This window comes from Gordonia sp. (in: high G+C Gram-positive bacteria), assembly GCF_047600565.1.
GTDB lineage: Bacteria > Actinomycetota > Actinomycetes > Mycobacteriales > Mycobacteriaceae > Gordonia.
In genome coordinates this window covers 2650431-2668370 of the sequence record NZ_JASGKN010000001.1, presented here as the reverse complement: position 1 = coordinate 2668370, position 17940 = coordinate 2650431, and the positions used below count along the sequence as shown (strand labels likewise).

Annotated in this window: 23 protein-coding genes; 6 read left to right on the top strand and 17 right to left on the bottom strand. The window is 68.8% G+C overall.

Annotated features, from left to right (window positions below):
• Window positions 1-64: 64 nt before the first annotated feature.
• From QM774_RS12975 to QM774_RS12955, 5 genes are all read right to left on the bottom strand, one after another.
• Window positions 65-436, bottom strand: a complete 372-nt coding sequence (locus QM774_RS12975; protein ID WP_414976269.1) for a type II toxin-antitoxin system HicB family antitoxin — start codon at window positions 434-436, stop codon at window positions 65-67.
• Entirely contained in the window at window positions 433-648 is a 216-nt protein-coding gene (locus tag QM774_RS12970; RefSeq protein WP_414976268.1) for a hypothetical protein, read from the bottom strand. The genes QM774_RS12975 and QM774_RS12970 overlap by 4 nt, the downstream gene beginning before the upstream one ends.
• Window positions 649-730: 82 nt before the next feature.
• On the bottom strand, window positions 731-991 hold the full coding sequence (locus tag QM774_RS12965; RefSeq protein ID WP_414976267.1) for an ABC transporter permease: 261 nt from the start codon (window positions 989-991) through the stop codon (window positions 731-733).
• 47 nt (window positions 992-1038) lie between these two features.
• Window positions 1039-1545 (bottom strand): DUF2599 domain-containing protein, encoded by a 507-nt coding sequence (locus QM774_RS12960; RefSeq protein WP_414976266.1) that lies wholly within the window; start codon window positions 1543-1545, stop codon window positions 1039-1041.
• Window positions 1542-3104: a carboxylesterase/lipase family protein gene (locus QM774_RS12955; RefSeq protein ID WP_414976265.1), complete on the bottom strand. Its 1563-nt coding sequence runs from the start codon at window positions 3102-3104 to the stop codon at window positions 1542-1544. Before QM774_RS12955 ends, QM774_RS12960 begins: the two co-directional genes overlap by 4 nt.
• A 45-nt stretch (window positions 3105-3149) precedes the next feature.
• Between QM774_RS12955 and QM774_RS12950 the strand changes: the two genes are divergently transcribed.
• Window positions 3150-3911: a LamB/YcsF family protein gene (locus QM774_RS12950; RefSeq protein ID WP_414976264.1), complete on the top strand. Its 762-nt coding sequence runs from the start codon at window positions 3150-3152 to the stop codon at window positions 3909-3911.
• The gene (rarD, locus tag QM774_RS12945) at window positions 3908-4855 is read left to right on the top strand and encodes an EamA family transporter RarD (RefSeq protein WP_414976263.1); all 948 of its coding nucleotides are present in this window, start codon (window positions 3908-3910) and stop codon (window positions 4853-4855) included. Before QM774_RS12950 ends, rarD begins: the two co-directional genes overlap by 4 nt.
• A 505-nt stretch (window positions 4856-5360) precedes the next feature.
• Here rarD and rlmB read toward each other — a convergent pair.
• The 5 genes from rlmB to QM774_RS12920 are packed head-to-tail and all read right to left on the bottom strand — an operon-like array spanning window position 5361 to window position 9370.
• The gene (gene rlmB, locus QM774_RS12940; RefSeq protein WP_414976262.1) at window positions 5361-6317 is read right to left on the bottom strand and encodes a 23S rRNA (guanosine(2251)-2'-O)-methyltransferase RlmB; all 957 of its coding nucleotides are present in this window, start codon (window positions 6315-6317) and stop codon (window positions 5361-5363) included.
• The gene (gene cysS, locus QM774_RS12935; RefSeq protein ID WP_414976261.1) at window positions 6317-7714 is read right to left on the bottom strand and encodes a cysteine--tRNA ligase; all 1398 of its coding nucleotides are present in this window, start codon (window positions 7712-7714) and stop codon (window positions 6317-6319) included. The genes rlmB and cysS overlap by 1 nt, the downstream gene beginning before the upstream one ends.
• Before the next feature lie 11 nt (window positions 7715-7725).
• On the bottom strand, window positions 7726-8190 hold the full coding sequence (gene ispF, locus QM774_RS12930; RefSeq protein ID WP_414976260.1) for a 2-C-methyl-D-erythritol 2,4-cyclodiphosphate synthase: 465 nt from the start codon (window positions 8188-8190) through the stop codon (window positions 7726-7728).
• The gene (gene ispD, locus QM774_RS12925) at window positions 8190-8852 is read right to left on the bottom strand and encodes a 2-C-methyl-D-erythritol 4-phosphate cytidylyltransferase (protein WP_414976259.1); all 663 of its coding nucleotides are present in this window, start codon (window positions 8850-8852) and stop codon (window positions 8190-8192) included. The genes ispF and ispD overlap by 1 nt, the downstream gene beginning before the upstream one ends.
• Window positions 8853-8881: 29 nt before the next feature.
• On the bottom strand, window positions 8882-9370 hold the full coding sequence (locus QM774_RS12920) for a CarD family transcriptional regulator (RefSeq protein WP_414976258.1): 489 nt from the start codon (window positions 9368-9370) through the stop codon (window positions 8882-8884).
• Window positions 9371-9607: 237 nt separating this feature from the next.
• Between QM774_RS12920 and QM774_RS12915 the strand changes: the two genes are divergently transcribed.
• Window positions 9608-10285: a copper-binding protein gene (locus QM774_RS12915; protein WP_414976257.1), complete on the top strand. Its 678-nt coding sequence runs from the start codon at window positions 9608-9610 to the stop codon at window positions 10283-10285.
• An 85-nt stretch (window positions 10286-10370) separates the two neighbouring features.
• A complete protein-coding gene (gene radA / locus QM774_RS12910) occupies window positions 10371-11750 on the top strand; it encodes a DNA repair protein RadA (RefSeq protein WP_414976256.1) in 1380 nt (459 codons plus the stop codon).
• A gap of 32 nt (window positions 11751-11782) precedes the next feature.
• Here radA and QM774_RS12905 read toward each other — a convergent pair whose 3' ends face one another.
• The 5 genes from QM774_RS12905 to QM774_RS12885 all read right to left on the bottom strand — a co-directional run bounded on the left by QM774_RS12905 (window position 11783) and on the right by QM774_RS12885 (window position 14287).
• Window positions 11783-12199 (bottom strand): DUF4333 domain-containing protein, encoded by a 417-nt coding sequence (locus QM774_RS12905; protein ID WP_414976255.1) that lies wholly within the window; start codon window positions 12197-12199, stop codon window positions 11783-11785.
• A gap of 70 nt (window positions 12200-12269) precedes the next feature.
• Window positions 12270-12623 (bottom strand): DUF4333 domain-containing protein, encoded by a 354-nt coding sequence (locus QM774_RS12900; protein ID WP_414976254.1) that lies wholly within the window; start codon window positions 12621-12623, stop codon window positions 12270-12272.
• Between the two features lie 80 nt (window positions 12624-12703).
• Complete coding sequence (locus tag QM774_RS12895; RefSeq protein WP_414976253.1) at window positions 12704-13075, bottom strand: DUF4333 domain-containing protein; 372 nt, start codon at window positions 13073-13075, stop codon at window positions 12704-12706.
• Window positions 13076-13263: 188 nt separating this feature from the next.
• Entirely contained in the window at window positions 13264-13611 is a 348-nt protein-coding gene (locus QM774_RS12890) for a DUF4333 domain-containing protein (protein ID WP_414976252.1), read from the bottom strand.
• A 139-nt stretch (window positions 13612-13750) separates the two neighbouring features.
• A complete protein-coding gene (locus QM774_RS12885) occupies window positions 13751-14287 on the bottom strand; it encodes a PaaI family thioesterase (RefSeq protein WP_414976251.1) in 537 nt (178 codons plus the stop codon).
• A 50-nt stretch (window positions 14288-14337) separates the two neighbouring features.
• On the opposite strand from QM774_RS12885, the gene disA reads away from it, so the two are divergent.
• Window positions 14338-15417 (top strand): DNA integrity scanning diadenylate cyclase DisA, encoded by a 1080-nt coding sequence (gene disA, locus QM774_RS12880; protein ID WP_414976250.1) that lies wholly within the window; start codon window positions 14338-14340, stop codon window positions 15415-15417.
• A gap of 87 nt (window positions 15418-15504) precedes the next feature.
• On the opposite strand, the gene QM774_RS12875 is transcribed toward disA, so the two are convergent.
• Window positions 15505-16254, bottom strand: a complete 750-nt coding sequence (locus QM774_RS12875) for a hypothetical protein (RefSeq protein ID WP_414976249.1) — start codon at window positions 16252-16254, stop codon at window positions 15505-15507.
• Between the two features lie 98 nt (window positions 16255-16352).
• Window positions 16353-16970, bottom strand: coding sequence for a carbonic anhydrase (locus QM774_RS12870; protein WP_414976248.1), 618 nt, complete (start codon window positions 16968-16970; stop codon window positions 16353-16355).
• A gap of 43 nt (window positions 16971-17013) precedes the next feature.
• On the opposite strand from QM774_RS12870, the gene QM774_RS12865 reads away from it, so the two are divergent.
• Complete coding sequence (locus QM774_RS12865; RefSeq protein WP_414976247.1) at window positions 17014-17886, top strand: A/G-specific adenine glycosylase; 873 nt, start codon at window positions 17014-17016, stop codon at window positions 17884-17886.
• Window positions 17887-17940 lie beyond the last annotated feature (54 nt).

Sequence of the window (17940 nt, the reverse complement as noted above, 5' to 3'; positions counted from 1 at the left end):
CACGGCTGAACCCTCTACTCGCCTTGAGCGGGTAGAGGGTTCTTCGGTCACCCGGTGGGGCCGATTACTTGGTCAGCTGGTGCGCTCGCTGGTAGGACACTCCGAGCGCTGTGCCCACGTCGCGGACGGTGAGCCCGCTCTTGCGTAGCCGCAGTGCAGCATGTCGCGAGAGTCGCGCGGCCTCGCTGTTCGCGCGCTGCGCCTGCTCGCGCAGCTCCTCGGCGTGCGCAAGTTCGGTGCGAACGTCGCTGGGGAGTTCAACGGTGAACGACTCGAGTTGCACATCGCCGATCGGGACGTCGCGGATCGTCGCGGCGAGATCTCGCGCCATGTCCTGCGCCTCAGCGAGGTTGCGCCCCTGCGTGTGGGCGTCAACCTCGGGCACGTAGACGAGCCAGAACCGGCCGTCTCGCGTAGCTGTTGCCGTGATCTTCATCGCCACCAGTCTTCTCCTAGGGTCTGTTCGCACTGTTTGTAGACGGTCTCGGCGTACCGGTTGCCGAGTTCGTTGTGGCGGCCGATGGTCACCTTCTGGTCGCCCAGGCGGTAGATCGTGTGGTTTCCACCTTCCCGCTCCACCTCCCATGGGATCCCTGCGGCCTTGGCGGCCTGGGCGATCTTCTTGGTCAGCTCTTTCCGCTTGGTCACAAGTCTAGTCTATCCCGGGGTAGACAAACAAGTCCAGTGCGCACTAGACAAATGTGACAGTTACGGAAGTGCGCGTAAGTAGTCAGCCGACCTGCATCGGGAAGAACACCGTATAGATCAGTGTGATCACGAAGTTGACGCCGATGATCGCAACGGTCGAGACGACCACCGTGGCGTTGACCCCGTCCGCGATGCCCCTGGGCCCGCCCTTGGCTTCGAGGCCGCGCTGGCAACCGACGATCGCGATGATGACGCCGAAGATCACGTCTTTGACCATCGCCAGCAGAATGTCGCGTTGCGACGCGAATGATCCGAACGACTGCCAATAGCTGCCCGGGCCCACACCCTGCAGGGCGGCGTTGTCGTCGGGCGGCAGGCCGGCGTCGGCGGCTACTCCTCGGCGAAGCCGGGATTGCAGCGGGCGGCGATCATCTCCTGATCGGTGACGACCGGGCGGCCGGGTTCGATGTTCCAGGTCGCCTTGTCCGGCTCCACGATCCGTGCGAACGTCCAGTGACAGTCGAACTGCGCCTTCATACCCGGAGTGTCGGCGTCGGGGGCGATCCGCAGGACCTCCGACCAGGCCTCGTCCTCGGTGCCGTCACCGCTCACCCGCCGTCCGTTGTCGGTCGGTGCGATCTGCAGGCTGGGCCCCACCTCGGTGTCCACCCAGTCGGCGTGGTCGATGTAGGGAGGCGGGAGGGTCGGCGGCGTGGAGGTCTCGGTGGCGTCGTCGTCGGCCGACGGCACCGCGACCGACGACGAGGCCGGCGCGGTCGAGGTGCTGACGCCGGTCGACGGTGCGGCGTCGTCGGACGAGCTCCCGCAGGCGGTCACACCCAGCAGGGCACCCGCCGCCATCGTGACGGCGACGACGCGCGCCCCCGCGCCGGTCATCCGACCGCCAGCTGAGCCAGATGCACCTTCTCCCAGGCGGCGCGGCGCGAGCCGTCCGGGTCGGACACCACGTACGAGGGGTCGTCGATCACCAGCACGCGCCGATCGTCGGTGTCGTACTGCGGCCAGTCGAAGCCGGGATTGCCGGTGCGGGCGAACCGCGACCAGTAGCCCTGCACCTCGGTGGTGACCCGCTTGGTCTCGCTCCAACTGCCGGTGGCGGCCAGGCCGACACCGAGCACCTGACGGTAGGTGCCAAAGACGGCGAACAGCTCGGTGGCGTGGGTGGCGCCGATGCCGGCCAGCTTCAGCGCGCGCGGCGCATAGTCGTAGCGGTACATCCAAGTGGGCGCCCGCTTGGCGTGCTCCTGCGCGAAGATCGTGGTCGGCACCCAGAACACGGCGTCCGCCGACAACCGGATGTTCTCGCCGGTACCCGGATACAGCTGGTCGATCTCATCGCGGATCTCCGGGTCGTGCACGCCCACCAGGAAGCGTCCCGACTCCGGCAGGATGTCCCAGAACCGCTTGAACAGCTCGCCCTCGTCCCGATTGCTGCCGATGATCAGCGGCACCGGATGCGTGTCGCCGTCGAGGGCCGCCTGCACCGGCATCTTCGGCAGGTAGTCGCCGTCGACCACCGGGGCGAACGGCAGCGGCTCGGACAGTTCCGCATGCTTGGCGAAACCGAGCAGCCGCTTGCCCGCCCGATGCAGGGTCGCCGCATCGGCACCGTCGATGATCCGGGCCACCTCGGCCGGATCCAGCGGCTCCTCGGTGCGCTCGGCGCCGGCACGGCGTTCCGGATCGACCAGCTGACGCACGAACTCGTCGCCGACGATCGTGGCGGTCTCCTTCTGGACCACCAGATCCGGTGCCGGACTCTCGGCGATCGCCTGCGAGAACAGGCCGCGGGCGGACGGCAGGGACAGCAGGGTCAGCACGGCCGCGCCGCCGGCGCTCTCACCGAACACCGTCACCCGGTCGGGATCGCCGCCGAAGGCGGCGATGTTGCGCTGCACCCATTCCAGGCCCGCCACCACGTCACGGATACCCAGGTTCGAGTCGAACTGCCGATCCGGGGTGGAGAACTGTGTCAGGTCGATGAATCCGAACGGCCCGAAGCGGTAGTTGACCGTCACCACGATCACGTCGCGGGCCCGGGCCAGGAACGAACCGTCGTAGATCGGGGTGGGCGTGCCACCGAGCATGTAGCCGCCGCCGTAGATGAAGAACATGACCGGCCGCGGTGTGGAGGACACGGTGTCGGGTGCGAACACGTTCAGCGTCAGGCAGTCCTCGCTGCGCGGATGGAAACGTCCGTCGGTGCGCGCGGTCAGCAGCTTCTCCTGAACGGGCGTCGGCCCGTACTCGTGGCAGGTGCGGATCTTGGTGGGCCACGGCTCCACCGGCTGCGGTGCACGGAATCGCAGGTCACCGACCGGGGGCGCCGCGAACGGGATCCCCAGCCACGCCGTCGTGCCCTTGCGGGAACGGACGCCGCGCTTGCCGTCGACGGGGCCTTCGACGGTCTCGACCACCGTGCTCATCTTCGCCATGACCGCCAGCGTATCGGCCGTCCGGGACCGGCTTACCATCGAGCCATGGCAGCAACACCCGGTGCGCGGTCCTCGGTCGACCTGAACGCCGATCTCGGCGAGGGCGTCGGCGACGACGCCGCCATGGTCGACCTGGTCTCGAGCGCCAACGTCGCCTGCGGCTTCCACGCCGGAACCCCCACCCTGATGCGGACCACGTGCGCCCAGGCGGTGGCCGCGGGAGTACGGATCGGCGCGCAGGTGTCGTATCCGGACCGGGAGAACTTCGGGCGGACGTTCATGGAGATGCGGACCGATGATCTGATCGCCGACGTCCTGTTCCAGATCGGCGCGCTCGGCGCGATCGCCCGGTCGGTGGGCGGCAGCGTCGACTACGTGAAACCGCACGGCGCCCTGTACAACGCGATCGTCGCGCACGAACAGCAGGCCGACGCGGTCGTCACCGCCGTCGCCGAAGCCGGGCTGCCGTTGATGTGCCTGCCGGGTTCGCTGGCGTTGACGCTGTCCGCCGACCGCGGCGTCCCGATTCTGACCGAGGCGTTCGCCGACCGCGCCTACACGGCGGAGGGGACGCTGGTGCCGCGCACCGAGGACGGCGCCGTTCTCACCGACACCGCCGCGATCGCGGCGCGCGTCGTCGATCTGGTCCGCACCGGCGAGGTGACCGCCATCGACGGCAGCCGGGTCAGGGTGGCCGCCGGCTCGATCTGTCTGCACGGCGACACCCCCGGGGCCGTCGAGCACGCCCGCGCCGTGCGCCACGCGCTGGCCGAGGCCGGCGTCGACGTGCGGGCCTCCGCCGAATGAGCGCCGATCGCCGGCCGCCGTCGCGGCTCGCAGAACTCGGCCGCAAGGGAGGTGTCCTGGCGGGCTTCGGCGCCTACGGCCTGTGGGGCCTGTTCCCGCTCTACTTCGACGCGCTGCGGCCGACCGGGCCGTGGGAGATCCTCGCCAACCGGATCGTCTGGAGCGCGGTCTTCTGCCTGATCGTGCTGGCCGTCCGCCGCGACTGGGCCTGGCTTCCTCCGCTGCTGCGGAACCGGAAGCTGATGCTGGGCGTGACGGCGGCGGCGTTCCTGATCGCGGTCAACTGGGTGGTGTACGTCGCTGCGGTCACCTCCGGGCACACCTCCGATGCGGCGCTCGGCTACTTCCTGAATCCGATCGTCACGGTCGCACTCGGCGTGCTGGTCCTCCGCGAACAGCTGCGGCCGCTGCAGTGGCTGGCCGTCGCAATCGGTGCCGCGGCGGCGGTCTATCTCGCGGTGGCCGGCGGGTCGTTCCCGGTGACCGCGCTGACCCTGGCCGCGTCGTTCGCGCTCTACGGACTGGTCAAGAACAAGGTGGGCGCCACACTGCCGGCCCTGCACAGCCTGACCCTGGAGACCCTGATCCTGTTGCCGGCCGCCGCCGTCATCCTGGTGGTCGTGGCACTCGGCCCGGGCCTCGACTTCGCCCGGCACGGCACGGCCCACAGCGCGCTGCTGGTGCTCAGCGGCGTCGCCACCGCCATCCCACTCCTGCTGTTCGCCGCCGCGGCCCGGCGGATCCCACTGGTCACCGTCGGCCTGATCCAGTTCGTGACACCGGTCATCCAGCTGATCTGCGCGGTGACCCTCCTCGGCGAGCACGTGTCGACGGCGCGCTGGATCGGTTTCGGAATCGTCTGGGTGGCTCTGGCGGTCCTCACCACCGACGCGTTGATGAACGCGCGATCGCCGCGGCGAGGGGTCGAGCCGGTCGTGCCGTGATAGTCCGCACCCAGGACTGTCTCACCCTGAACCAGCCGGTGCGCACCCTCACTCCGGCGACGCACCCTCGGCTGAGGCCGCGTTCCCCGAATCAGGCCGCGCGGCTTGTCCTGGTCCTCCAACGCTCTATCCGGCCGGCGTCCACGCTCCGCGCGGTCGTCGCCCGGGCTCAACCGCCGTCGGGAAGCCGGTCCCCGGTGGACACGCCGATCCGGTTCTTGGGGCCCAGATACGAGGTTCGCAGCACCGGTGATCACTGCTGTCACGCTGCCTGGCGTCCATCGTCTGGCCCCCGCCGCGTCGACGACGTGTCCGATGAGGTGCAGAAGATTCCGCCGCGTACCGGGTCACTGGTGCCGGTCGATCCACGGCCGCACCCTACAGGCGGCTTATGCCGCGATTCTGAGTCGAATACTGACCTCAACTAGCGGCATAAGCGGATTCCGACGATTCGTGGACCGCACGAACGCGGCGTGTGCGCCGGGTCAGAACTCCGAACGAAGCGCTACTGGCCGGCGACGCGCCGCTGGCGCGCGAACTCGGCCAGCACCACACCGGCGGCGACGGAGGCGTTGAGGCTCTCCACCTTGCCGGCCATCGGGATCGACAGGATGGTGTCGCAGTTCTCGCGCACCAGCCGTGAGAGGCCCTTGCCCTCCGAGCCGACCACGATCACCACGGGACCGGTGCCGTCGTAGTCGTCGAGGGTGGCGTCGCCGTCGGCGTCGAGCCCGACGATCTGCGCACCCGACTTGGCCCAATCGACCAGGGTGCGGGTCAGGTTCGGTGCCTGTGCGACGGGGAGTCGTGCGGCGGCGCCGGCGCTGGTGCGCCAGGCGACGGCGGTGACGCTGGCCGAGCGACGCTGCGGGATCAGCACACCCTGACCGCCGAACGCGGCCACCGAACGGATGACGGCGCCGAGGTTGCGGGGATCGGTGATGTTGTCCAGAGCCACCAGCAGCGGCGGCTCCGGCGAGGCGAGGGCGTCGGCGATCAGATCGTCGGGGTGCGCGTACCGGTACTCCGGCACCTGCAGTGCCAGACCCTGATGCAGACCGTTCGTGGTGAGCCGGTCGAGTTCCGGCTTGCTGGCCTCGAGCACCGCGATGCCCTTGTCGCCGGCGACGTGCACGGCTTCGCGCACCCGGTCGTCGGCGTCGATCGTGCTCATCACGTACAGCGCGGTCGCCGGAACGCCGGCACGCAGGCATTCGACGACCGGGTTGCGGCCGACCACGTACTCGGGGCCGTCCTCCTTGCGCCGCTGCGGACGCTTCGCCTGCTGCTTGGCTGCGGCCTTCGCCCGTTTGTGGGCCGCGTGATAGACGCGGTCCTCGGCCTTGGGGGTCGCGCCCCGGCCTTCCAGGCCGCGCCGCCGCTGTCCGCCGGACCCGACGGTCTGGCCCTTCTTGGTGCCGTCCTTACGGATGGCGCCCTTGCGCTTGGAGTTGCCGGCCATCAGGCGTCCTTCTGCTTCAGTGCCCACTGGGCGCCGTCGGGGGTGTCGGTGACCTCGACGCCGGCCGCGGCCAGACGGTCGCGGACCTCGTCGGCGGTCGACCAGTCCTTGTCGGCCCGGGCGGCGGCACGACGTTCGAGTTCCGCACCGATCAGCACGTCGAGGGCCGCGGTGGCCGCGTCGTCGGCGTCGCCGTCGGCGGCCCACCTCCCGTCCAGCGGATCGGTGCCGAGGATGCCCATCATGGCGCGCACGCCTGCGGCCAGTGCCTGTGCCTTCGCGCCGTCGCCGGCCTCCAGGGCGGTGTTTCCTTCACGCACGGTGTTATGCACGACGGCGAGGGCCGCGGGCACCCCGAGGTCGTCGTCGAGGGCGGCGGCGAAGTCGCCGGACACCTCGCCGACCGCCACGTCACCGACCCGGTCGGCGACCCGGTGCACGAACGATTCGATGCGCCGGTATCCGGCGGCCGCCTCGTGCAGGGCGCCCTCCGAGTACTCGAGCATGGACCGGTAGTGCGCGCTGCCGAGGTAGTAGCGCAGCTCCACCGGCCGCACCTTCTTGAGCATTTCGGGGATCGACACCACGTTGCCCAGCGACTTGCTCATCTTCTCGCCGCTCATCGTCACCCAGCCGTTGTGCAGCCAGTACTGGGCGAAGCCGTCGCCGGCGCCGTGACTCTGGGCGATCTCGTTCTCGTGGTGCGGGAAGATCAGGTCCATGCCGCCGCAGTGGATGTCGAACTCGGCGCCCAGCAGCGAGGTCGCCATCGCGGAGCACTCCAGGTGCCAGCCCGGACGGCCGCGGCCCCACGGGGTGGGCCACGACGGTTCACCGGGTTTGGCGGCCTTCCACATCGTGAAATCGCGGGGGTCGCGCTTGCCGGTGCCGGCGCTCTCGCCCTGGTGCACGTCGTCCAGCTTGTGGCCGGACAGGCTCCCGTACTCGGGCAGGCTCTGCACATCGAAATACACGTTGCCGTCGGCCACGTAGGCGTGACCGCGGTCGATGAGGCGCTGCATGTATTCGGTCATCTGGGTGACGAAGGCCGTGGCGTGCGGCTCGGCCGACGGCGGCAGAACACCCAGGGCGTCGTAGGCGGCGGTGAACTCGCGTTCATGGGTGGCGGCCCACTCCCACCACGGGCGGCCGGCGTCGGCAGCCTTGGTGAGGATCTTGTCGTCGATGTCGGTGACGTTGCGGACGAACAGGACGTCCAGCCCTCCGTGGGCGAGCCACCGGCGGAGAACGTCGAAGGCGATACCGCTGCGGACGTGGCCGATGTGCGGAACACCCTGCACGGTCGCGCCGCACAGGTACACCGAAGCGGTGCCGGGGCGGAGCGGAACGAAGTCGCGGATCTCACGGGCCGCGGTGTCGTACAGGCGAAGGGTCACGACGTACGATCCTACTTGGTCTCCACCAGCGCCGTCGCCACCGCGGCGATGCCTTCGCCGCGGCCGGTGAGACCCAATCCGTCGGTGGTCGTGCCGGACACCGAGACGGGTGCTCCGAGGAGCCCGGACAGCAGCTTCTGGGCTTCCGCCCGGCGCGGACCCACCTTCGGGCGGTTGCCGATCACCTGCACGGCGGCGTTCACCGGGGCGAAGCCCTCGGCGGCCAGCAGCTGCGTCACGTGCACCAGCATCACGGCGCCGGTCACGTTCTTCCATTCCGGGCGGTCGACGCCGAACACCGAACCGATGTCGCCGAGTCCCGCCGCCGACAGCAGCGCGTCACAGAGAACATGGATGCCGACGTCGCCGTCGGAGTGCCCGGAGCAGCCGTCCGCATCCTCGAAGAGGAGCCCGAGAAGCCAGCACGGCCGGCCGGGCTCGATGACGTGGACGTCGGTACCGATTCCCACACGCATCAGATGTCTGCCTCTCCTGCCGCGCAGAGTCGCTGCGCGACGGTCAGGTCGAAGGGGGTGGTGATCTTGAAGGCCATCTCGTCGCCGGGAACCACCCGGACGTCGACGCCGAGCGATTCGACGAGACCCGCGTCGTCGGTGGCGTCCCCGGCACCGGCGTGTGCGCGACGCAGCAGTGCCGCGGTGAAGCCCTGCGGCGTCTGCACGGCGCGGAGTTCGCTGCGGTCGGGGGTGGCGCGCACCAGTCCGGCGTCGTCGACGCGTTTGAGGGTGTCGGCGACGGGCAGACCGGGCACCACGGCGGGGGCACCGGAGCGCAGTGCCGCCACCACGTCGCCGAACAACGACGGCGGGGTGAGGGCGCGCGCGGCGTCGTGCACGAGGATCAGGTCGGCGGCCGGATCGGCCGCGGCGAGACCCGCACGGACGGAGTCCGAACGCTCGGCACCGCCGGCGACCACCGTGACCGACGGCAGCAATGCACCGGTGGCGTCCACCTGGTCGTCGGGAACGATCACGACGATCTGGTCGATCACGCCGGAATCCCAGGCGGCCACCACACTGCGTTCGAGCAGGGTCGATCCCGCGAGCGGAACGAAGGCTTTGGGCACGTCGAGCCCCAGCCTGGTGCCCATCCCGGCGGCCGGGATGAGCAGGACCACGCGACCGGAGTCCGGCCGGAGATCAGGGGTCAGGACGCCGCAGCCAGGATCTCGCCGAGAATGGTGTCGGCCTTCTCGTCATCGGTGTTCTGGGCGAGCGACAGCTCGTCGACCAGGACGCGACGGGCGCGGGTCAGCATGCGCTTCTCACCGGCGGACAGGCCGCGGTCCTGTTCACGACGCCACAGGTCGCGCACGATCTCGGCGACCTTGATGATGTCGCCGGAGATCAGCTTCTCCTGGTTGGCCTTGAATCGGCGGGCCCAGTTGGTCGGCTCTTCGGTGTGCGGCGCGCGCAGCACCTGGAAGACCTCGTCCAGTCCCTCGGCGCCGACGACGTCGCGAACACCGACGTAGTCGAGCTTGCTGGAGGGGATCTGCACCGTCATGTCACCGTCGGTCACCTTCAGGACCAGGTACTCGACCTCTTCGCCCTTGATGGTCCGTACCACGATGTCTTCCACCCGAGCCGCCCCATGGTGCGGGTAGACGACGGTGTCGCCAACTTTGAAATTCAATGTTCCGTGCCCCTTTCGAGTGTTGCCAGTTTAACACGGGCCAAGTGAGGGTGACCTTGACGGTGCAGGTCAGCGCACTGCTTATCCACCCCCGACGGGGAGGGGCCGCAGGTCCGGACCGGGTTTTCCGGCCAATCTGGGCACCCCGTAAGACAGGTGCGGCACCCGGCCACTACGCTGCGTAGTGAAAGGTTGCGCAGAACACGCGCGACCTGCGGCTTACCTCGGAGGAATCAGGTGTCAGCGTTCACTCGGACCACCGCCCGTCGTATCGCATCGGCCACCGCCGCCGGCGCGCTCGGCGTCGCGATCGCCCTGGGCACCACCGCGTGCGGTGCGGGCAAGATCTCGCAGACCAACAACCAGGCTCCGGCCGTCAACGGCGCCTACGGGACCCTGACCCTGCCGCCGGTCCAGGAGGGCGGCCAGTCCGTCCCGACCGGTTCGATCGACGTCCGCAATCTGCAGATCGAGTTCCCCCAGGACGACGCCGATCAGGTGTTCGGCAAGGGCGGCCCGTTCAAGCTCGGTTTCACCATCGTCAACAACAGCCCGCAGCGCACCGTGAAGCTGGTGTCGATCCGCCCGGTGCAGGGCACCGTCGCGCTGCCGGGTGTGCAGACGATCGCCCCGAACGGCGCGCTGACCGCCGGTCTGCCGACGCTGGTCGATCCGTCGGCCGCCGCCAAGGACGGCGTCGACCGGATCGATCTCGAACTGACCGGCACCGGTGACTCGGTTCGCGCCGGCCTGACGGTGCCGCTGAACTTCACCTTCGAGTTCTACGACCTCGCGGGCAACCAGGTGGGCCAGGACGACATCACCATCAACACCCCGGTGGACGGCACTCCGCTGACCGACCGTCCGGACACCGTCCGCGATCTGGCTCCGGCTGGCGAAGAGGGCGGTCACTGACCCGCACCCCGTCTCGACTCGATCAGGCCCCGGTCCCGTGTGGATCGGGGCCTGATCTGTCTGAGTCGGCGCCTAGGCTGAGCGGGTGGCGAAGTCGAAGTCGGTGTTCCGGTGCGCGCAGTGCGGCAACCAGGTTCCCAAATGGGTGGGCCGCTGCCCCGAGTGCGGCGAGTGGGGGTCGATCGAGGAGTCCGCTCCCCTGGCGGCGTCGGCCGGCACCGGTGCGGTGGCGCCGCGCAGTCCGGCGCAACGGATCACCGAGGTCGACGCGAACGCGGCCGGCGCTCTGCCGACCGGAATCGCCGAGTTCGACCGGGTGCTGGGCCGAGGCGTGGTGCCCGGATCGGTGATCCTGCTGGCCGGTGAGCCCGGCGTCGGCAAGTCGACCCTGCTCCTGGAGACCGTCAAGCACTGGGCGCAGCAGGGCCGGACCGCGCTGTATGTGACCGGCGAAGAGTCGGCCGGTCAGGTGCGGTTGCGCGCCGAACGCACCGATGCGGTGCACGAGAACATCTACCTGGCCGCCGAAACGGACCTGGCCACGATCCTCGGTCACGTCGACGCGGTGAACCCGACGCTGCTGATCGTCGACTCGGTGCAGACCGTGCAGGCGACCGGAACCGACGGGGTGTCCGGCGGCGTCACCCAGATCCGTGCGGTCACCACGGCACTGGTGTCGCTGGCCAAGAACTCCGGGATCGCGGTCGTGCTGGTCGGTCACGTCACCAAGGACGGCAACGTCGCCGGCCCGCGCTCACTGGAACATCTGGTCGACGTGGTGCTGGCGTTCGAGGGCGACAAGCATTCGTCGCTGCGTCTGGTGCGCGGCGTGAAGAACCGGTTCGGCGCATCCGACGAGGTCGGCTGCTTCGAGCAGCGGTCGGACGGCATCCACGAGGTCGCCGATCCGTCGGGGATCTTCGTGCACGAGCACACCGGCGACGTCGAGGGCACCGTCAACCTGGTGGTGATGGACGGCCGGCGCGCGATGGTCGGCGAGATCCAAGCGCTCATGACCGACACCGAGCAGACCAATCCGCGGCGGGCGGCCTCCGGCCTCGACTCGGCGCGGGTCGCGATGATGCTGGCGGTCGCGCAGGCGCACGGGGGTGTGCAGGCCGGCAAGAAGGAGGTCTACGTCTCCACGGTCGGCGGCATGCGGGTGACCGAGCCGGCAGCCGATCTGGCGCTCTTCCTGGCATTGCGGTCGGCGTACAAGAAGGAACCGCTGCCGCACGGCACCGTCGCGATCGGCGAGGTCGGGCTGACCGGCGAGGTGCGGCGGGTGACGTCGACGGCCCGCCGAGTGGCGGAGGCCAAGCGGCTCGGCTTCACGCATGCGGTGATCCCGGCGGGCACCGACGAGGAGATGCCGGCCGGAATCAGGGTCAGCAAGGTCTCGAATCTGGTCGACGCGGCTCACGCCGTCCGGTCACCGGCCGACTACGCCACCATCCCCTACTGACCTCATCCTTCCCGACAGGTCGGCGAGGAAGCTCAGTTCGCGTACGACGGCTTCGGAATGGTGTCGTCGTCGACCTCGAATTTGGTGTTCGGGTCGCTGCCCTCGGGGTTGACGGTCACCTGCACCTCATGCCATTCCCCGTCGTAGGACGCGGCGCAGTCGACAGTGTTGCCGGGTGTCATGGTGAGATCGCCGTCGCAGGCCAGCTCATCCACCGACTTCCCTATCGTCTGCTCAACGTTCGGCTTGAGTTGTTCCTCGACCCGGCTTTTCTTGACCACGCGGGGCGCGGTGCCCGAAGCACCCGACTCGGGCGCGGCCGATCCGGATGTCGAGTTCTCCGACGCCGACGGCGCCGAAGTCTCGACGCCAGGCGCGCTGACTGTGGTGTCGTCATGGCCGTGGCGGTTCACGTATCCGCCGCCGTCGCAGCAGGCGAGGGCGAGCACTGCGGCCGAGGCCACGAGCAGGATCGTTCCGCGCGCAAGGTTCGTCTTCACTGTCGTCTCCGTCTCGATGTCAGTTCGATCCGCCCGGAACCGAGCTCGGGTGGTCGTCCTCCTTGATGTGGAAGGTCACGTTGCTGCCTTCGACCGCCGTCACCGTGGCGGTGTACGGCAGCCACACTCCGTCCCCCGCCCCGACCTCGCATTTCTGGGTTGCACCGACCTCACCCTTGAGGCCGCCGTCGCACTTGACGGTCGGTAGGTGGGCGATGTCCTGGGCGAGTTGCTGTGCGGACGTCTTCTCCAGGGCGGCCTTGTCGACAGTCAGACCGCCGCCGCCGTGGAATTCCAGACCGACGACCGTCAGTGCTGCGACGACCGTGCCCGTCACCAGAGCGGCTCGGGCAATGTTCTTGATGGACTTCATGTCGGTCTCCTCATCGTGTCCGGCTTTCACTGACTCGGCGATTCGATGGTCCGAGGGGCCGCGAATGTTCCGCTGCGGAGTCAGTTCGCGTAGGCGGGTTGTTCGATCGCCTGGTGGCCGATGCCGATGCCGAGCTGGCCTTGGCCGTCGATCACGTCGTCGACTTTGACCGTGATGGGCAGCCAGTTGCCGCCGACCCGGCCCGCGCAGTCCTGGGAGGCACCGACCTGCACGGCGATGTCTCCGGCGCACGCCACCTGTTCGGGTTCCTCCCCGGCCGTCGCGGCCGCGAGATCCTTCACCTGGGCGGCGAGCGAATCCTTGGCGATCGACGTCGCCGGCGCTGCCGAACCGCTCGCGGGACCGCCGGAATCGTTCGATCCGCAGCCGGCCAGCGCCAGCACGGCCGCCGCCGATCCGGCCAGGATCATTCCTCGGTTCACAGCCTTCATCGGTCCTCCACCCACTGAGCCGGCCTTGTCCTACTCAGGCAGTATTTCCCACTCGCTGGCCGGCCAACGGGATATTCGGCGACCTCGGTGACGCGCATCCGTGACACGCACGCGAGCACCGGATCTGCCGAGTGAAAGAGTGAACGCCGCGATCCCGTGCGGGATCGCGGCGTTCGTAGACGAATGGATCAGTTGGCGTACGACGGCTGCGGGATCTGGTTCTTGCCGACCTGCAGGTCGTAGTCGACGGTCTTGCCTTCGACGGCCGTCACCTTCACCTCGACCGGAAGCCAGGCGCCGCCCGACTCGAGAGCACACTCGGTGGTGTTGCCGATCTTGCCTTCGAGCTCACCCGGGCAGGCGATGCGATCCGGAGACCGCCCGGCGGTCTCCGTGATCTTCTCTTTCAGGCCGGCCTCCAGGGTCGACTGACTCACCTTCGGGGTGTCGTCACCCACCGAGACGTGTGCCTCACAGCCACTGAGTGCGAACACCGCTGCGGCGGCACCGATCAGAAGGGCTCCCCCCCCGGTCACCTTCTTCAACATTTGTTTCTCCAGTCCGTCGTGCCCCGTTTAGGGCGGATTTTCGACTCGCGAAGTATATCCACGCGTGCCGACCTCCCCAGGGAGGATTTCACCGAGTCGGACGGATCGAACGGGTCGAAATGTTCCGTCAGAGGTTGGACGAGGGGGAACCCGAACTGAACGCGTCGCTGTATTTGCCGAAATGGGCGACCGGATCGATCTCGATGAAGATCGCGTGCGCGGCAGCGACCGGGTTCGCGGGGTCGCCGATGTGCGCGGTGGCACGTGTGAAGACCTTGCGGCGTTCCTTGCAGACCACCTCGCCGTCGAAGTGCAGGGTGGAGCCGACCGGGATCGGCTTGGCGAAGTCCGTCTCCAGATGTGCGGTCACCACGGGCGCCCCGATGATCAGCGGCGCGGTACCCATCACCTCGTCGAACGCCGCCATCAGCAGGCCGCCGTGCAACAGATTCGGACCGCCCTGCATCCAGGCCTCGATCTCCAGATCGGCGGTCACGGTGAAGCCTTCACCGGCCAGCACCTTGATGTGCAGGCCCGGGTTCGCGTCGTCGCCGCAGCCGAAGCAGAGCGAGTGATGCAGGCCGATGTGGCCTCCCGGCTCGGGCGCCTTCGGATGGCGTGCGATGGGATCGGGGTTCGCGGGCAACTCGAATACCGGTTTCACATCGGGCTACGCTAGTCCAGTTCACATAAGCCACTCGCCATAGGACCCTGATGACCGAGCCGATCTCCGACCAGCTCCGCGCCACGCTGCAGCAGGTCGCGCCGGGCACCGGTCTGCGTGACGGTCTGGAACGGATCCTCCGCGGCGGCACCGGCGCACTGATCGTTCTCGGCTACGACAAGGACGTCGAGAAGATCTGCGACGGCGGATTCAACCTGGACGTCGAGTTCGCTCCGACCCGGCTCCGCGAACTGTCCAAGATGGACGGCGGCGTGGTTCTGTCCGGCGACGGTGAACGGATCGTCCGCGCCAACGTGCAGCTGGTCCCCGACCCGACCATCCCGACCGCCGAATCCGGCACCCGTCATCGCGCCGCCGAACGCACTGCCATCCAGACCGGCCTGCCGGTGATCTCGGTGTCGGCGTCGATGTCGATCGTCAGCCTGTACGTCGACGGCCAGCGTCGCGTGGTCGAGAACCCCGACACCCTGCTGTCGCGCGCCAACGTCGCCCTCGCCACCCTGCAGCGCTACAAGACCCGGCTCGACGAGGTCAGCGCCCAGCTCTCGCGCGCCGAGATCGAAGACTACGTCCTGCTGCGCGACGCGATGAGCACCGCGCAGCGGATGGAGATGGTCCGCCGGGTCGGCGCCGAAATCGAAGAGTACGTGCTGGAGCTCGGTACGTACGGCCGCCAGGTGTCGCTGCAGCTCGAAGAACTGATCAGCGACAACGACATCATGCGCGAACTACTGGTCCGCGACTACCAGCCGAACCCGGAGCCGGCGAGCACCGAAGAAGTCCGTCAGATCCTGGACACCCTGGAGAACCTGTCGAACGCCGACCTGCTGGACCTGACCCTGGTCGCCGGAGCCTTCGGCTATCCGACCACCATCGAAGCCCAGGATCTGCCGATGAGTCCGCGCGGCTACCGGCTGCTCGCCCGCATCTCACGTCTGCAGTTCGGCCACATCGACCGCCTCGTCCGCGAGTTCGGCACCCTCCAGGCGCTTCTCGCCTGCAGCGCTGCCGACCTTCAGTCGGTGGAAGGAATCGGCTCCATCTGGGCGAGGCACATCCGCGAGGGCCTCTCTCGCCTGGCCGAGTCCAGCATCGAACGCTTCGACTAGCGCCGTGTGACCTCGCACCCTGATCCGGGGTACGCGACCTGAGCTGAGGCCGCGTCGCCTGACTCAGGGTGCGCCGACGCGATCGGCTTACTGCCCGGCGGGCTTGACCACGTTGAACGTGATCGGGGCCGATTCGCGCTGACCGTTCATGGCGATGGCCTGGTAGCCGCCGACCGGGATGGCCACGCGCGGCTTGTTGCAGCCGGGGCTGCTGGTGGCTCCGGACCACGTGATCTTGTCGGTCACCTGCTGGCCGGGAGCCAGGACCTGGTGGTTGACGGTCTTGTCGGGGGCGCAGTCCTGGGCGGCCCACAGGGTGCGGGTGCCGTCGAGGGAGCGGACGACGACGTTGGTCGCCGCCTTGCCCACGTCACGCGAGCAGGGGGCCAGACCGCCGTTGGTGGTCACGATGGTGAACTCCGGCTGGTCGCCCTGCGTGTAGGTCGGCTTGTCGGTGTAGACGACCACCGACAGGGCCTGGTCGGAGCAGGCCGGGGTGCCGTCGCTCTCCGCGGGTGCCGGCGCGGCCGACGTCGAGGCATCGGCCGGGGCGGGCGCCGCCGGATCGGACGATTCGGCGGGAGCCGGGGTCGATCCGGTGGCGGGGGCGGCCGCGTCGACAGGCGTGGTCGGAGCGGCCGACGTGCTCGGTGCGGTCGGGGTCTGCGACGCCGAACCGGTCGAGGCGACGTTGCGGGTGCCCGAATCCTTCTTGCCGGAACCGGCCCAGATGATCAGGCCGACGACCAACGCGACGACCGCGATGCCGGCGGCGACGGCGAGCAGGCGGCGGCGCCAGTACACCTCGTCGGGCAGCGGTCCAGTCGGTTCGATCACGCTGCCACGGTATCGCCGGACACGCGCGGGGCCGCTGACCTGCAGCGGCGTGTCGCGAGTTGGCCGGTGAGATCTCGATTACGACGAAGGCGGAAAGGTCATTCGCCGACGTCTCCGATGAGCCCGGACATGCTGACTTTGCCGTCGTCGAGGTGATAGTTGAGGCCGAGGATCGCGAGGCGGCCGTCGGCCACCCGGTCGGCGATGATCCGGCTGCGTTCCACCAGCAGTTTGCCGGTCTCGTTGACATGCTTGGCTTCGAACTCGTCCAGGCGGGTCAGTCCCTCGCCGCGCCCGGCGATCACGCTCGGCATGACGCGTTCGACGATGCTGCGCACGTATCCGGGCGGCAGTTCGAGGTCGTCGAGGGCCTTCACCGTGGCCGCGACGGCACCGCAGTTGTCGTGACCGAGGACCACGATCAGCGGCACGTTGAGCACCTCGACGCCGAACTCGATCGATCCCAGCACCGACGAGTCGATGACGTGGCCGGCAGTGCGCACCACGAACATGTCGCCGAGCCCCTGATCGAAGATGACCTCGGCGGCCACTCGGGAGTCACCGCAACCGAACAGCACGACGTGCGGTGTCTGGCCGTCGACGAGCTTGGCCCGGTCGGCGATACCCTGACTGGGATGGATGGATTCACCCCGGACGAAGCGCTCGTTGCCTTCTTTGACGACCTTCCATGCCTGTGCGGGAGTGAGATCCTTCATGCCTAGCAGTGTCGCACGCCCCGCCTCCACGTCTCTCCCACCCATGGAACTCCTCGCATGGTTCGACCGTCACGAACGCGATCTTCCGTGGCGTGAACCCGGCATCTCCGGCTGGCAGGTGCTGATCAGCGAGATCATGCTTCAGCAGACCCCGGTGTCACGGGTGCTGGAGCCGTGGCGCACCTGGGTGTCGCGGTGGCCGGTGCCGTCGGCGATGGCGTCGGAGTCGCCCGGCGAGGTGGTGCGCGCCTGGGGCAAGCTCGGCTATCCCCGGAGGGCGATGCGGTTGCACGAATGTGCCGGCGTGATCGCCGCCGAGCACGACGACGTGGTGCCCTCCGACGTGGACGTGCTGCTGTCACTGCCCGGGATCGGCGACTACACGGCCCGCGCGGTGGCCTGCTTCGCCTATCGGCAAGCGGTGCCGGTGGTCGACACGAATGTGCGCCGGGTGATCGCGCGGGCCGTCCACGGCCGCGAGCCCGGCAACCCGGCCAAGTCCGATCTCGCCGACGCCGACGTCCTGCTGCCTCGCGAACCCGACGGATCGTTCAGCCCGACGGCGCCGCGCTATTCGGCCGCCCTCATGGAGCTGGGAGCCCTGGTCTGCACGGCCCGGAATCCGAAGTGCGACATCTGCCCGGTCGCGTCGTCGTGCCTCTGGCTGGCGCGCGGGAAACCGACCGCCGACGCACCCGTCCGCAAGACGCAGAAGTACGAGGGCACCGACCGTCAGGCGCGCGGACGACTGCTCGACGTGCTGCGCGGCACCGCGGGTCCCGTCGACCGCGCGGCGCTGGACATCGCGTGGACCCGTGACGACGGCCAGCGCGCCCGCGCCCTCGATTCGCTGTTGACCGACGGACTGATCGAGGTCACCGACGACGGCCGGTTCTGTCTCGCCGGCGAAAGCTGATCAGACCTCCGACAAGTGTTGGTTTCGTGTTCGTGGCGGACACGAAACCAACAC